13 protein-coding genes are annotated in these 15551 nt (G+C 42.6%); 11 read left to right on the top strand and 2 right to left on the bottom strand.

What is annotated here, in order from left to right:
* The first annotated feature begins 37 nt into the window (after positions 1-37).
* The 10 genes from ACRYKC_RS03410 to ACRYKC_RS03365 all read left to right on the top strand — a co-directional run bounded on the left by ACRYKC_RS03410 (position 38) and on the right by ACRYKC_RS03365 (position 11301).
* Positions 38-892, top strand: coding sequence for a MurR/RpiR family transcriptional regulator (locus ACRYKC_RS03410; protein ID WP_433805268.1), 855 nt, complete (start codon positions 38-40; stop codon positions 890-892).
* On the top strand, positions 885-1898 hold the full coding sequence (locus ACRYKC_RS03405; RefSeq protein WP_433805267.1) for a serine hydrolase domain-containing protein: 1014 nt from the start codon (positions 885-887) through the stop codon (positions 1896-1898). Before ACRYKC_RS03410 ends, ACRYKC_RS03405 begins: the two co-directional genes overlap by 8 nt.
* 13 nt (positions 1899-1911) lie before the next feature.
* On the top strand, positions 1912-3192 hold the full coding sequence (locus ACRYKC_RS03400) for an ABC transporter substrate-binding protein (protein WP_433805266.1): 1281 nt from the start codon (positions 1912-1914) through the stop codon (positions 3190-3192).
* Positions 3176-4162 carry a carbohydrate ABC transporter permease gene (locus tag ACRYKC_RS03395; protein ID WP_433805265.1) on the top strand — a complete coding sequence of 329 codons (987 nt, stop codon included), beginning with the start codon at positions 3176-3178 and terminating at the stop codon, positions 4160-4162. The genes ACRYKC_RS03400 and ACRYKC_RS03395 overlap by 17 nt, the downstream gene beginning before the upstream one ends.
* Positions 4163-4172: 10 nt before the next feature.
* On the top strand, positions 4173-4997 hold the full coding sequence (locus ACRYKC_RS03390) for a carbohydrate ABC transporter permease (RefSeq protein WP_433805264.1): 825 nt from the start codon (positions 4173-4175) through the stop codon (positions 4995-4997).
* Positions 4984-5970, top strand: coding sequence for an N-acetylglucosamine kinase (locus tag ACRYKC_RS03385; protein WP_433805263.1), 987 nt, complete (start codon positions 4984-4986; stop codon positions 5968-5970). The genes ACRYKC_RS03390 and ACRYKC_RS03385 overlap by 14 nt, the downstream gene beginning before the upstream one ends.
* Before the next feature lie 13 nt (positions 5971-5983).
* The gene (gene murQ / locus ACRYKC_RS03380; RefSeq protein WP_433805261.1) at positions 5984-6892 is read left to right on the top strand and encodes an N-acetylmuramic acid 6-phosphate etherase; all 909 of its coding nucleotides are present in this window, start codon (positions 5984-5986) and stop codon (positions 6890-6892) included.
* A gap of 177 nt (positions 6893-7069) precedes the next feature.
* The gene (fdhD, locus tag ACRYKC_RS03375) at positions 7070-7873 is read left to right on the top strand and encodes a formate dehydrogenase accessory sulfurtransferase FdhD (RefSeq protein ID WP_433805260.1); all 804 of its coding nucleotides are present in this window, start codon (positions 7070-7072) and stop codon (positions 7871-7873) included.
* 15 nt (positions 7874-7888) lie between these two features.
* Positions 7889-10834, top strand: coding sequence for a formate dehydrogenase subunit alpha (fdhF, locus tag ACRYKC_RS03370; protein ID WP_433805259.1), 2946 nt, complete (start codon positions 7889-7891; stop codon positions 10832-10834).
* Positions 10834-11301 carry a helical membrane plugin domain-containing protein gene (locus tag ACRYKC_RS03365; RefSeq protein WP_433805258.1) on the top strand — a complete coding sequence of 156 codons (468 nt, stop codon included), beginning with the start codon at positions 10834-10836 and terminating at the stop codon, positions 11299-11301. The genes fdhF and ACRYKC_RS03365 overlap by 1 nt, the downstream gene beginning before the upstream one ends.
* Before the next feature lie 114 nt (positions 11302-11415).
* On the opposite strand, the gene ACRYKC_RS03360 is transcribed toward ACRYKC_RS03365, so the two are convergent.
* Together ACRYKC_RS03360 and ACRYKC_RS03355 are read right to left on the bottom strand one after the other, a co-directional pair.
* Entirely contained in the window at positions 11416-11892 is a 477-nt protein-coding gene (locus ACRYKC_RS03360; protein ID WP_433805257.1) for a DUF456 domain-containing protein, read from the bottom strand.
* A 108-nt stretch (positions 11893-12000) separates the two neighbouring features.
* Positions 12001-13005, bottom strand: coding sequence for an aldo/keto reductase (locus ACRYKC_RS03355; RefSeq protein WP_433805256.1), 1005 nt, complete (start codon positions 13003-13005; stop codon positions 12001-12003).
* Between the two features lie 147 nt (positions 13006-13152).
* On the opposite strand from ACRYKC_RS03355, the gene ACRYKC_RS03350 reads away from it, so the two are divergent.
* Positions 13153-15543 carry a penicillin acylase family protein gene (locus ACRYKC_RS03350; RefSeq protein ID WP_433805255.1) on the top strand — a complete coding sequence of 797 codons (2391 nt, stop codon included), beginning with the start codon at positions 13153-13155 and terminating at the stop codon, positions 15541-15543.
* Positions 15544-15551: the final 8 nt, after the last annotated feature.

The following is a 15551-nucleotide window of genomic DNA, read 5'->3' as shown; positions in this document are numbered from 1 at the left end:
CTAGAATAAACTGAGCAAATAAGAAAGGGGGCAACTCATGAACGGTGGATTAATCAGTATTCAAGAGGCCGTTACTTCACTGAAGCCGTCTGAACGTAAAGCAGCCGAGTACATAATTAATTTTCCAGAAGAAGTGATCAACTTGTCCATCCAGAAGCTTTCCCAGCGGGCAGAGGTTAGTGAAGCGACGATTATCCGTTTAGCTCGCACTCTAAATTACAAAGGCTTTCAAGAGTTGAAACTGCGGATTGCCGGGGACCTGGCCACAAAGTCCTCGTCTTTCAATCAGTCCTACCAGGAGATTTCAATTGACGGGTCTGTAGATTCTTTCATATCCAATGTTTCAAACAATAATATTCAGTCCATTCATGACACTATTTCAGTTCTATCTAAAGAAGAAGTTGAAAAAGCGATCAACGCCCTTCAAGAGGCAAGGAAAGTTGCCCTTTATGGAATCGGGGCCTCGGGGTTAATTGCCCGGGATTTTAAACAAAAGCTATCAAGAATCAACCGGTGGTGTGAAGCCGCTGTCGACTATGACACCCAAGGGACGATCAGTGCAAATCTTGGGGAGTCAGATGTCGTTTTTGGCATTTCTTATTCAGGCCAGACCATAGATATTATTCAATCTTTAAAGGTCGCCAAGGATAACGGAGCAAAAGTCATAACCTTAACGAAATACGGATTGAATCCAGTTTCAGAACTAGCTGACATTAAGCTATACACAAGCTCATTAGAAAAGAGCATTCGAAGCGGTGCGATGAGTTCACGAATCTCCCAGTTGAACGTGATTGATATTTTGTATGTTGGCATGACGAGTAGAAATTATGAAGAAAGCGTTGCAGCTCTTGAGCGAACCCGCAAGGCTGTTGATGTAAAAAAACATGTTTGATCAATTTTTAACTGAATTAGTAGATCGTAAAGAGATTCCGGGTGCGGTTCTCCATATACAGCACAAAGGCAATACAGTTTTTCACAAAGCTTATGGTGGATTTACCACCCGTATACAAAGAGAACAGCTAATCACCACGAACACCATCTTTGACTTGGCCTCCCTTACAAAAGTGGTGGCTACACTTCCATCCATCCTTTGGCTGCTCGATCACAGCCGTCTGGAATTGGATCACTCCATTCAAACGTACATCCCAGAATTCGCCCATCCCGAAGTCCAAATTGTACACGCGCTTACCCATACATCCGGCCTCCCTGCAGATCTTCAAATGGTCAAACGGGAGGAAAGTAGAGATATTTTATATGAAATCACCCAATTAAATTTGCTTAATTCTCCTGGAAAACAGGTCCTCTATAGTGACCTGGGAATGATTCTGCTCGGTAAACTTGTAGAAAGGATCAGCGGCCTAACACTTGGTGAATTCACAAAGACACATCTTTTTAACCCCTGGGGGATGAAACGTACCACTTTTAACCCAAAAGAACTTGATCTTACAGCTTCAACTGAATGGTATAAAAATCACTACATTCAAGGGCAAGTCCATGATGAAAAAGCTTATCTTCTTAAAGGAAGAAGTGGAAGCGCAGGTTTGTTCGGAACAGCTTCGGATGTCGCCAAATTAGGAAATTACTTTCTCTACCCAACTAGACAGCAAGTTCTAAATGCTCAGCGAATGCAGCAGGCAACCACACACGTGACACAAAATCGGGGACTTGGGTTTGAAGTATGGAGCGGTCAAGGCAATGAGCTTTCATGTGGAAGGAGGTGGTCAGAAGGAAGTTTTGGCCATACAGGATTTACAGGAACCAGTCTTTGGGTGGATCCAAAGAAAGAGCTTGTCGTCACCTTTTTAACGAATATTGTGCATTTCGGCAGGAAGCATAACATGGGTCGTATTCGGCCACACCTGCATTCACTGATTCATTCATCTTTAATTAATGATTAAGGAGGATCATTTTATGAAAAAAATGAAAGCGTTTACGTTTGTAGGGTTTTTAGCATTTATTCTAATATTGTCAGGATGTAGTTCTGAAAGCAGTGGAGATGCATCTGGTGATTCAGACTCTGGTGAAGATAGTGTTACGTTAACCATTGGCAGCTGGAGAACGGAAGATAAAGCGAGTTACCAGAAAATTATTGATAAGTTCCAAGAAGAAAACCCAGACATTAACGTCGAGTTTGAGCCTTCAAAAAACACGGAATATAACACAATCTTGAACACAGCACTTAAAAGCGGAGAAGGTCCAGATATTATTCACCTTCGTCCTTATGCCCCTGGAATTGAACTTGCCGATGCCGGTTATCTTGAACCTTTAGACGATCTAGAAGGACTTAATAAATTCTCAGAAGACACATTAGCAGCGTCCAAAGGATCGGATGGAAAACAATATGGCGTTCCCTTAAACATCAGTACAACGCAAATGTTTTATAACAAAAAGGTCTTCGATGAACTCAGTCTGGAAGAACCGAAAACTTGGGAAGAATTCATTTCTTTAAATGAAACGTTGAAAAAAGAAGGGTACACCCCTATCTCTCTTGGATCAAAAGAAGGATGGCTGCTGTCGCTATCACACGGAATCATTGGCCCAGCACATTATGGTGGAAATGAATTCGTAGATAAAATTACAGCGGGAGAAAAAGATTTTACTAGTGAAGAATTCCAAAGCTCTATTGATGCGATGGATGAGCTCAAAAAGTACTTCCCTGAAAACTATGAAGGGCTAGGTATGGAAGATATACGTACGATGTTCTTTACTGGTGACGCTGCCATGTTTCCGCTAGGAAGCTGGGAGATCGAGGTTTTGCGTGAAATGAACCCTGATCTTGAGCTAGGTTTCTTCCCGATGCCTTCAGCTGTCGGTAAAGAACCAACCATTACGACTTGGGTAGATGGATCCTATGCTGTAAATGCGAATTCAGAACACAAAGAGGCAGCGAAAAAATTCGTTCAATTCATGACGACAGAAGAATTTGGAAAACTTTTCACAAAAGAGTTTAAAATGATTAGCGCAATTCCTGGAATAGAATCTGATGATCAGCTTGTTAATAACCTTAGTAAAGCAGTAGAGGAAATGTCTACGCCATACATGATGCTCGTCCATTTTTCAGGCGGCAATCCTACGACTAAAGCAACGCTTGAAACAGAATTGCAAGGCATGTATTTAGGTGAGCGTACGCCAGAAGAAGTGGCAAAAGCAATTCAAGAAAGCGCGGCATCCTGGTATGAACCACTACAATAGGACACAGGGAGCGGAGAATAGGAAAGCAGCGACGAAGATTGTAAGCAACAACAAAAAACAGAGGAACTGGAAAAGGTGGACGATTCACCTTTTCCCTATTCCCGCCTTACTCATTTATGGATTGTTTATTGTTTACCCGCTGTTCGCTGCGCTTACCTATAGTTTCTTTGATTGGAAAGGCATCGTTCGCGGAGAATTTGTCGGATTGAAAAATTTTAAAGATCTTTTTACGCTTCAACCTTTCTCTGATCTATTTTGGAATGCATTCGGCCATAATATTCTGTATTTCGCGCTCCAGATGGTTTTTCAAAATGGCCTTGCATTTCTACTAGCCTATGTGATTTACAAAAAAGTCCGTGGATCGGAATTTCTAAAGATTGCTTACTTTTTGCCGAGGTTATTATCAGTCATTGTGGTCGGTTTTCTATGGAAGCTGATTCTAAATCCGAACTATGGAGCGCTAAACGTGATTCTTGAGAGGTTAGGTTTAGAGTCCTTGCAAAAAGCTTGGCTCGGAGACCCGGATACCGCCTTGATCGCTATTATCCTAGTAAACTGCTGGTACGGGCTTGGCTTCGGTGTATTAATCTTCCTGGCAGGCTTTCAATCCATCCCTCAAGAACTGCTTGAAGCAGGCAAACTGGATGGGGCAAACAGTTTTTCAATGATTACGAGAATCATCATTCCTTTGATGGTGCCCTCAATCATGATTATGACAGTACTCACCTTTATTCAATCGTTTGAAGCCTTTGAACTCGTCTATGCGATGCAGGGATCGCAAGGAGAACCTTACCACTCGACCGATACACTGGCCGTTTATTTCTATCGTCTCGCCTTTGGTGGCTCGACAGGTGGTGCGACTACAGCTGTTGGTCTCGGATCCGCACTTGCTGTTGTGTTGTTTCTGTTTATTGCGTTCTTTACGGCATTATATTTGAAGTACATGCAGAGAAAACAAGTCGATATGTAGGAGGGATAGGATGAATTACACCATCTGGTCAAAACCGTTTTATTATGCCTTTGCTTTTTTTGTCGCCTCTGTCAGCATCTATCCCATTCTATTGATGATCTTATCCTCGTTTAAAACGAGTGCAGAAATCTTTACAAGTCCGCTTGCACTTCCACAGTCGTTCTCGCTTGATACATACCGCAACTTATTGGAAATGGTTCCGTTCATGACGTACTTTACCAATAGTGTGATTGTAAGTGTCGTTTCCGTCTTGCTCATCCTGGTGACATCTTCTCTTGCGGCCTTTTACATCGCAAGGTTCACGTTTGTATGGAACAACATGATTTTCTTTTTCTTCTTAATGGGAATGATGCTGCCGATCAAGCTGGGAATCGTACCGCTGTTTATATTAATGAAAGACTTGAACCTATTAAACTCGCTGTGGTCCTTGATTTTTATGTATGTGGCAACAGGTATCCCGTTATCCATCCTCATCTTGACTGGTTTTTTCAGAACGATGCCAAGAGAACTTGAGGAAGCCGCTCGAATGGATGGGGCAGGGAACTTGCGGATCCTCTGGAATGTAGTTCTGCCACTGATGAGACCTGCGCTAGGGACTGTTATGATCATCCAATTCATTCAATCGTGGAATGACTTTTTCTTCCCGTTAATATTTATTACCGATGACTTAAAGAAGACGATTCCAGTCGGAATGTTGTCCTTGTTTGGGGAATATTCGGCTGACTGGGGAGCATTGTTTGCTGGTTTGACTCTGGCATCCCTTCCAATGATGGTTCTCTTCTTTGTCGCTTCCAAGCAATTTATGGAGGGACTGACGCAAGGTGCAATTAAGTAAAAGTTATTATGTTGGAGTAGACGGCGGCGGTTCAAAAACAGAGGCGCTGCTTTGTGATCATGAAGGTAGGATCATCCAACGAATGGTAGCTGAATCTACGAATTTAAAATCACGGAGCGAACAAGATGTACGACATGCCATCCACAGGATATTTTCTCAATTAACAAAAATTCTGCCAATCGATCACTTGAAGGGAATTTACGTTTCAACAGCAGGCGGAGATCGAGAAGAGGATCGATTGCGCTGGAAAAAATGGATGGTTGAGGTGCTCCCGAACTTCAAAGGTCGAATTGAGGTAGTAAATGATGCTTATGGAGCATTGGCAAGCGGAACGTATTCTTTACATGGAAATGTCTTAATCGCAGGAACAGGATCAATTGCTTATTCTGTTACCCATGAAGAACCAAAACTTAAGCGAGTAGGTGGGTGGGGGTATTTGTTTGGGGATGAGGGAAGCGGATATGATATCGGAAAAGAAGCCTTGAAGTTGCTAGCAGTCATGCATGATGGACGAGAAAAGAAGGACGATGAGTTTATTGCTGAGATGCTTTCCGACTTGAATTTGATAAGCATACCTGAAATCATTACAAAGATTTATGAAGATCCTTACCCTCGATTAAAAATTGCATCTCTGTCTCGAACTGTAATCATTCTTGCAGAACAGCAGAATCCGGCTGCTCTAACTCTTGTTCGTAAATCTATTGACCACCTTTTGGACCTGGTTAAAGCAATTGAAACAAGGAATGAATTCTTAGTCCTCTGCGGAGGGATGTTCCATTCGGAGTTTTTTAGAAGTCTTTTTAAAAAACAAATGGATCAAAGGGAAATTAGACAGAAGTTATGTTATCCAGATATTACACCAGCAGGAGGGGCTTGTATCTGCGCATTGATAACCGCTGGTATTACAATTACCCATGAAATAAAAGAAAAAGCAAAATCGTCCTATCAGTCGATTTGCGACAGCATCATCTAATGGAGGTACGAATATGACAGACGTCAACGATCGATTAAATACGGAAATGAGAAATAAGAAATCTGATCGCCTGCACAACTTTTCTACCCTGGAAATTATCGAGCTGATGAATGAAGAGGATCATTTGGTGCCAGCAGTCGTCAAACGTGCCCTCCCTCAAATTGAAAAAGTCATTGATCGAGCTGTAAAGGTTTTAAAAAACGGGGGAAAGCTTTTTTACTTCGGAGCGGGAACGAGTGGACGCTTGGGTGTGCTTGATGCTTCAGAATGCCCGCCGACATTTGGCGTACCGAATGATTTAGTGAATGGCATTATAGCCGGAGGGGATCACGCCCTCCGATTTGCAATAGAAGGAGCAGAGGATAGTGAAGAAGCAGGTGCAGCTGATGTAGGGAAACATGTGAGTCTGCATGATATGGTCATAGGCATTGCATCAAGCGGGAGAACTCCTTATGTGCTTGGGGTCATTGATGCGGCCAAAAAGTTAGGTGTACCAACTGCGGGTATTAGCTGTAACGACAATGCTGAACTTTCTAAGTTAGTCGATTTTCCTGTTGAATTGCCAGTAGGAGCGGAAGTCATCACTGGGTCCACAAGATTGAAAGCAGGCACTGCTCAAAAGATGGTACTTAACATGATCTCATCTGCATCGATGATCAAGCTTGGTAAGGTGTACAACAATTTGATGGTCAATGTCCAGGCATCCAATGAAAAACTTCGCAAACGCACTCTTTCTATTATTCAGGAGCTTACTGGGGTGGGAGAAGCGGAAGCTCTTCACTATAGTCAACAGGCGCAAGGTGATGCCCGTGTCGCCATTCTTATGGTCTTACTAAAAACAGATGTTTCTCAAGCAAAAAAAATGCTGGAAGAAAAGAGTGGGAATTTTGCTGAAGTAATGAAAGACATTAAGCGAGAGTAGTTTAATTATCAATGATAGACAAATGAAAGAGGAGTTTAGAGGAGAAATGGAGTATATAAAAATATAACGGTGTGCGCCTGTGATTCGACATGAATGACAGGCGTTTTTGCTATCAAATGTTTGATTTTTTCGAGAAGAGGAAAACAGTTTATATTATCCATTTTAACAGGAGGTCTTATGGAAAAAGGAACAGTAACTTGGGATATGATCAGAATACACAATCACACAGCAACCCCAGTCACCGACGAAGTTGCTGAAGAATTTCCGTTGACCTTGATAATCAATGGTGAAGAGTTCGCCACAATGGTTTGTTCACCGCTGAATCTGGAGGAACTGGTGATCGGCTATATAGCCTCTGAAGGAATTATTCGTAATCGAAAGGACTTATTAAGTTTTTCTATCGATGAGGACACCGGTTTTGCTTACGTTGAAACAGGAAGAAATCTTCCTGATTTAGCTGCCCAGCAAAAAAGGTGGATCGGCTCATGTTGTGGGAAGAGCAGGGCCTTCTATTTTCAAAATGATGCGACTACAGCAAAGACAGTAATGAGCCATTTAACAATAAAGCCGGAACAATGCTCCAAACTGATGGATAACTTCCAGGAAAGCGCAAGAATGTTCCAACGAACAGGCGGCGCTCATCAAGCAGCACTTGCAACCAAAGATGGAATTGAAGTTCAATTCGCTGATATCGGGAGACACAATGCTCTTGATAAGCTTTACGGGTACACGATAAAGAACCGTGTGAAGTTGAAAGATAAAGTGATCATCTTCAGCGGTCGTATTTCATCTGAAGTTTTATTAAAAGTATCCAAAATGGGGATTGGGTGCTTGTTATCGAAATCTGCACCTACGGACTTGGCACTGCAGCTTGCTGAAGACTTGAATATTACAGCTGTAGGTTTTGTCCGGGGCGAGAGGATGAATGTGTACACACATCCAGAACGCATCGATTTTCACTCGTTCAACACTTCTGAGTAAAAAGGGGAGATTAACTTGTTAGAAAGAGAGCATACAGTCGTTACGGTAAACGGGAATGAATACTTAGCGGATCCTGGTCAAAACTTATTGGATCTAATTAATACCACAGGGGAAAATGTTCCTCAAATCTGTTACAACGAATCGTTAGGACCTATCGAAACTTGCGACACATGTCTAGTTCAGATAAATGGAAAACTTGAACGAGCTTGTGGTATGAAAGTGGAGCCAGGAATGCGCGTCCAAACCCAACTGCCTCAAGTACATAAAGCTCAGAAAGAAGCATTGGACCGCATTTTGGAAAAACATGAATTGTATTGTACGGTTTGTGATTATAATAATGGCTCGTGCGAAATTCATAATACGATGGCGGACTTCGGTTTGGAGCATCAATCGCGACCTTTCCAGCCAACCTCCTATAACATAGATGATTCAGGATCCTTTTACCGGTATGATCCTGATCAATGTATCTTGTGCGGACGTTGTGTAGAAGTCTGTCAGGATGTCCAGGTAAATGAAACACTTACAATTGATTGGGAACGTCAAGAACCACGTGTCATCTGGGATAACGATGTTCCGATAGACCAGTCTTCGTGTGTGAATTGCGGACAGTGCTCTACAGTGTGTCCGTGTAACGCAATGATGGAAAAAGGAATGGAACACGAAGCGGGTTTTTTAACTGATCAGAAACCAGGAATCCTAAGGTCAATGATCGAGATGACTAAGAAGGTAGAAACTGGGTATGGACCGCTTTTCGCTGTGTCCGATACAGAAGCAGCAATGCGGGAAGAGCGCATTAAAAAAACGAAAACGGTGTGCACGTACTGTGGGGTTGGCTGCTCCTTCGATGTTTGGACGAAGGATCGGAAAGTGCTGAAAGTCGAACCTCACCCACAATCGCCAGCCAATGGCATTTCTACGTGTGTAAAAGGAAAATTCGGGTGGGATTACGTTAATAGTGAAGATCGCCTTCAGAAGCCTTTGATCCGCCGTGGCGATTATTTTGAAGAAGTGGAATGGGATGAAGCCATTTCTTACGTTGCTCAGCGTTTCAATGAAATCAAAGCAGAAAAAGGTGCTGACCATCTTGCGTTTATTGGATCATCAAAAGCAACTAATGAAGAGTCGTATGTCATGCAAAAGCTGTCCCGCCAGGTGATCGGAACCAATAACGTAGATAATTGCTCCCGTTACTGTCAGGCACCAGCAACTAAAGGTTTGTTTAGAACGGTTGGATATGGCGGAGATTCTGGTTCCATCGATGACATTGCCAGCGCAAAACTTGTCATTACAATCGGTTCAAATACAGCGGAATCTCATCCTGTCCTTGCTTCAAGAATCAAGCGTTCTCAAAAACTATTTGATCAGAAACTATTTGTCTTCGATCTTCGAAAACATGAAATGGCGAAGCGAGCCGACCGTTTCTACCAGCCGAAATCCGGCACCGACCTTGTCTGGCTGTCCGCCGTTACGAAATACATTCTTGATCAAGGTTGGGAGAATAAGAGTTTCCTTAACGAATGGGTTAATGGTTTTGATGATTATCGAGAAAGTCTTGAACCTTTCACACTAGAGTATGCTTCAGAGATGACAGGAATTTCTATCGAAGAGTTAAAAGAACTAGCTAAAGAAATCAGTTCAGCAGAAAGCGTCGCGGTTTGCTGGGCTATGGGTGTGACTCAGCACATGCGAGGCAGTGATACGAGTACAGCTATTTCGAATCTATTGTTGATTACAGGCAATTACGGAAAGCCGGGAACGGGAGCCTATCCGCTCCGTGGCCATAACAATGTTCAAGGCTGCAGTGATTTCGGAAGCATGCCGAACTTTTTCCCAGGATATGAGAAAGTAGATGATGAAAAGGTTAGAACCCGCTACGAAAAAGCTTGGGGCGTTGAATTGCCAAAAGAGATTGGGATGGACAACCACGAAATGATCAAGGCCATCCATGACGGAGAGCTCTCATCTATGTACGTTATGGGTGAGGACACTGGGATCGTCGATGCGAACATCAATTATGTCACCGCTGCCCTTGAGAAACTGGATTTCTTTGTTGTTCAGGACTTGTTCCTTACAGAGACGGCTGAATATGCAGATGTTGTTCTTCCAGCATCCCCGAGTCTTGAAAAAGAAGGGACATTCACTAATACCGAACGGAGAATTCAGCGACTCTATCAGTCTTTCGAACCGTTAGAAGGAACGTATCCAGATTGGAAGATTATCCAGATGATCGCTAAAGAAATGGGCCATGACTGGAATTATCAGCATCCAGCTGAAATTATGGAGGAATCCGCGAGTCTAGCTAAACTATTCGCTGGAGTCAATTATGAGCTCCTGGAGGGGTATAAATCATTGCAGTGGCCGGTTGCTGAAGACGGAACGGATTCTCCGCTGTTGTTCACAGAAGGATTTCCTTTTGAAGACAAAAAAGCGAAGCTCTATCCGCTTACGTTTGAGTTGAAATATGATACGAATGAAGAATACGATTTGCACGTAAATAACGGCAGGCTCCTTGAGCATTTCCACGAGGGCAATATGACCTATCGTATTGAAGGGATTGTTAGGAAGACACCTCAGGCCTTTATTGAGGTATCAGAGGAACTCGCGAAAGAACGCGGCATTCAAGAAGGAGCAGAAGTGAAGTTGATCTCGGAAGCCGGAGAAGCAACAGGAATCGTAACGATCACGGATCGTGTTAAAGGGAAAGAGCTATTCTTACCTTTAAGCGGCAGAGGAAAAACGGCCATCAACTACTTGACAGACAACCGTGTGGATAAAGATACCGATACACCTGCCTATAAAGAAATTGCTGTGAAGATGAAAGTCCTGAAAAAGAAAGGAAAATCACCAATTCCGCCGAATAATCATAGAAGAGGAAACCCTGTACCACAAATCAGTGTCCAGGTCGAGAAAAAATGGGAACGCGATGATTATAAATTCCCTGGAAATAAGGTGAATAAATAATGGCGAAATCAATTACTAAAATTAAAAGATATGAAAGAACCCGTGAGGAGCAGGTGGAGAGTGACGCAGCTGAAGTTCGTGAAGCTGTTGCCGACAACAAGGAAGCGATTTTAAAAGGCATCGATCTTCTTCAGGCGTTAAATGAAGGAGGAACCCTGGATACCGCTAGCGCATTTACTAAAACAAAAAAAGAGGCGCTTGAAAATGTTGTCCAGGAAATTAGTAAGGAGCGTTACACTCCTTTACTTGAAAACCTACCAGAGCTTATATTCTTACTAGGTGAAATTGATGTGAAAGCATTAAGAGACCTAACCAATCGACTAAACCAGGGACTTGAAGCCATGGATGCCGACGGTCCTGAACAGAAAACGTCAATCTTTGATTTAGCAAAGGCCTTAAAAGATCCCGAAATCAATCGCAGCATTACGATGCTTCTTCAATTCTTAAGAGGAATGGGACAGAAGTAAAAAAGAATTCACAATCTACATTAATAGTTAGATGAATATGGCCACATAGTAAAAGCTCAGAGTTTATAGCTCTGAGCTTTTACTTATTAGTATTATTTTTGGTAAGTTACTGCACTAAATCTCTAAAAAGAACCAGACAATCATGATGATCTGGATAATAATTTTTGCCACCGTTCCACTCAAGAAGCCAAACAGAGAGCCAATCGCGGCTTTAAAAGCCTCATTTGAAGATCGTTTTTGCACCAGCTCTGTTGCAATCACAAGAATAAATGGAATAATTAAAATACCAAGTGGTGGAATAATGAAAGAACCGACAATAACACCTACAGCAGCCATCCGTTCTCCCCATTTACTTCCTCCATACCGTTTGACGAAATAGCTATTCGCAATAATATCGGAAACAATTAGGATAACGGTTAGTAGAATCATTCCAATCCAGAAGAACGCAGAAAGCGGATCTCCATCTAGGAAGAAAAAGTATGCAAGAAAACCGATCCAAAGTACTAGGGGTGCTGGTATGATCGGAAAAATAACGCTGGCAAAGCTAGCAATAAAACAGGCGATGATAATCACCCAAATGATAATATCCATAAGCGAACCTCCTGATTTTTCACTTTCTAATGTTTGTACGATTACTCTCTCATAAAGGTTTCCTAAAATCAAAAAGCCGGACTGTAAAAAGTCCGACTACGATGATGATTATTTCAACCCAAGTTCCTGTCGATCAGGCGGAGCCATAAATTCAGGACCCACTGGATCATGTACGTGTTTTAGCAAAATCTCATCAATATCGTGCATTGTCTTTTCATCGATCTTAAAGTCCTCAACCTCTTCAACTGGATCCAACTGTCCAGGGCGACGGCCACCCATGAGAGCAATGCCTGATCCAGGCTGGTCGAGAACCCATCTCAATGCAAGATGCAGCACTCGTTTACCATAACGGTTCTGAGCTAATTGATCAAGCTCGTGAACGGCGTTCAAATATTGTTTGAATCTTGGCTGTTGGAATTTAGGATCATTGTTTCTCAAATCGTCTCCTTCAAACTCTCTGTCTGAGGACATTTTACCGGATAGCATTCCTCTGCATAAAGAGCCGTAAGACACTGTTGTAATGTCATGTTCCTGCGTATAAGGCAAGGTTTTATCTTCAATTTCCCGTTCAAATAAATTGTATGGCGGCTGCAACGTATGGATAGGTGCTGCCTCCCTAAACGTATCCATTTGCTCAGGACTGAAATTGCTGACACCTATTGCTCTAATCTTGCCTTGTTTATATAAATAGTGGAGTGCTTCGGCAGTTTCGTGAATCGGTGTTACAGGATCGGGCCAATGAACCTGGTACACGTCAATGTAGTCGGTTTGCAGGCGTTTCAGTGAGTCTTCCAATTCCTTGTGAATTCGTTCCTTGCTGGCGTTACGGAATACAGAATCATCGTTCCAATCAATGCCTGCTTTGGTAGCCAGCAAAAGATCTTCTCTATTACCTTTCTGTTGAATAGCTTTTCCAATGATCTCCTCAGAGCGACCGAAGCCGTAAACGGGCGCGGTATCGATAAAATTAATGCCCCGGTCCAGCGCTGAATGGATCGTGCGGATGGACTCGTCTTCCTCCGTACCGCCCCACATCCAGCCGCCAATTGCCCATGTACCTAGACCTATGCGGCTCGCTTGTAATTTTGTATTGCTAATATTAATCATTTCCATCATAAACACCTCCAAAGCGTTCTGAATGTATGTACCCGTGTTTAGCTTGTATTAATCGTTTCGATGGTCGAAACAGACCACCATTTTTATATAACTTTCAGAATATTTAAGATATAATGAGGTTAAATATGGCGTGGAGGGAAGGGTATGGAAGTAGCGAAAAAATCGGTCGATACTGAACGGCCCAAAAAGCGAAAGTGGAAAAAATGGACATTAGTAACACTTGGAATCATTTGTATGCTTGTTATTAGTCTTTTTATTTTTGTAAACGTTTACATAAATCGTAGTCTGCCTGAGGTAGAGGGAGAAGTACTGCTTGAAGGACTGCAAAAACCTGTAGAGGTGACAAGAGACGGCGACGGAGTGCCTCATATAGAAGCTGAGAATTCTCAGGATTTGTTCAAGGCCCAGGGCTATGTACAGGCGCAAGATCGATTATTTCAAATGGAACTTGCAAGAAGACAGGCATCAGGCACATTGAGTGAGGTTGTCGGTGAGGCAACAGTAAATCAGGACAAGTATTTTCGTACCTTAGGTTTAAGAAGAGCAGCTGAGAGATCTTTGAAAGTGTACTCAGAAGATGCCGTGAATATTTTACAAGCCTATGCAGATGGGGTAAATGCGTATATAAAAGAGGCTAAAGAGGAAAATCGCCTTCCACCTGAGTTTGCTTTGATGGGTATTTCACCTGATCCTTGGACGCCCATCGACTCTCTAACCATAGGGAAATATATGGCGTTTGATTTAGGTGGGCACTGGGAAAGACAGGCGTTCAATTATTATTTAATGTCCCAATTTCCCGAAGAGAAAGCGTATGAACTTTTTCCTACATATCCAAAAGCTGCCCCGACAATCTTGGATGAATCAGAAGTCGTCGATGTAGCGGCAAGCTTTGAAGATGTTATTCTCCCTCATGAATTCAATGGGAGTAACAACTGGGTGGTTAGCGGGGATCGAACAGCTTCAGGGGCTCCTATGCTCGCTGATGATCCACATCTAGGTCTTGCTACCCCTTCAATTTGGTATCAAATGCATCTCCGTTCACCAGAATTAAATGTTTCTGGGGTGATATTTGCAGGCATACCTGGGATCATTCTTGGTCACAACGATAACGTAGCATGGGGAGTCACCAACGTAGGACCGGATGTACAGCAGCTTTATTTAGAGAAAAGGAACCCAGAAAACCCTCATCAATTCCTCTTTGAAGAAAAATGGGAGCAAGCAAAAGTATATGAAGAGCCGATTCAAGTAAAAGATGGGGAAACGATTGACTATGAAGTAGTGGAAACAAGGCATGGGCCTGTAATTAGCGAGTTTGCCGAACAAAGTGGCAAAGACAATGTCCTGTCCCTTCGCTGGACAGCTCTTAACGCAACAACGGAACTGGAGGCTGTATTGGACATCAATAAAGCTGCCAATTGGAAGGAATTTGAGAAGGGTTTAGAAAAGTTTCTGACTCCCGCGCAAAACTTTGTATTTGCAAGCAAAGATGGAACGATTGCCTATAAAGCCAATGGGCGAATTCCAATATATGAAAATCCTGAGGATGCCTTGCTTCCAATGAAAGGATGGGAAGAGGAAAATTTATGGCAAGGCTATATTCCTTTTGACGAATTACCGAAAATAGTTAATCCCGCAAAAGGATATGTAGCCACAGCCAACAATAAAATAACTGATGAAAGTTATCCATATCACATTAGTCATAACTGGGCACAGCCTTATCGTTATGAACAAATCTCACAAATGTTAGAAGCGAACGATCAGCTGGATGAACAAAAGGTAATGGATATGCAAATGGACGTGAAGAATCTGCAGGCTGAAGAGTTTGTTCCTTTTTTGTTAGAAACAATTAATCGTTCCAAATTAGCTAGTATTGAAAAGGATGGAATCGCCTTAATGGAGGAGTGGAATAGAGAAGATGAACGTGATTTAGCACAACCGCTTATTTTTCATCGGTGGATGCTGAATCTCCAGAAGGTACTCTATGAAGATGAACTTCCAGCTGAAATGATGGATCTTTTTCACGGGGCTGGTCAAACGACTGATGAGCTATTGAGAAAAGTTCGTAATGGTGAAGAATCGAAATGGATTGAAGAGGCTGGCGGAATAGAAAACGCACTAACCTCAGCATATACCATGACAATACGGAATCTATCAAAGAAATATGGAGAGGACCCTTCCTCCTGGAAGTGGGGTAAATACCATAGAGTTGAATTTACTCATCCACTTTCGAGTATTTCTTATTTGGAAAGGTTCTTTAATCCTGGAGATCCTCAGCCGGTAAGCGGCAGTCGAGTGACTGTCAGAGCAGCTGGATTCAAAGAGAATGGACTTGTCAATCACGGAGCGTCATGGAGGTTTATTATTGATTTAGAAAATATGAACGACGCCTATCATATTGTTGGCCCAGGTCAATCTGGTCATTTGAGAAGTGATTGGTACCACGATCAGCTCGATGATTGGGTAGAAGGGGATTACCATTTGACTAAAACGGATGTTTATGAAGGACAATCATTAACCTTGTCCCCTGCCCCATGAAAACCTTT

The organism is Halobacillus sp. A1-3 (genome assembly GCF_050971765.1).
GTDB lineage: Bacteria > Bacillota > Bacilli > Bacillales > Halobacillaceae > Halobacillus > Halobacillus mangrovi_B.
Note: the sequence above shows the minus strand (reverse complement) of the source record. Positions and strands in the feature narration are given on the sequence as shown.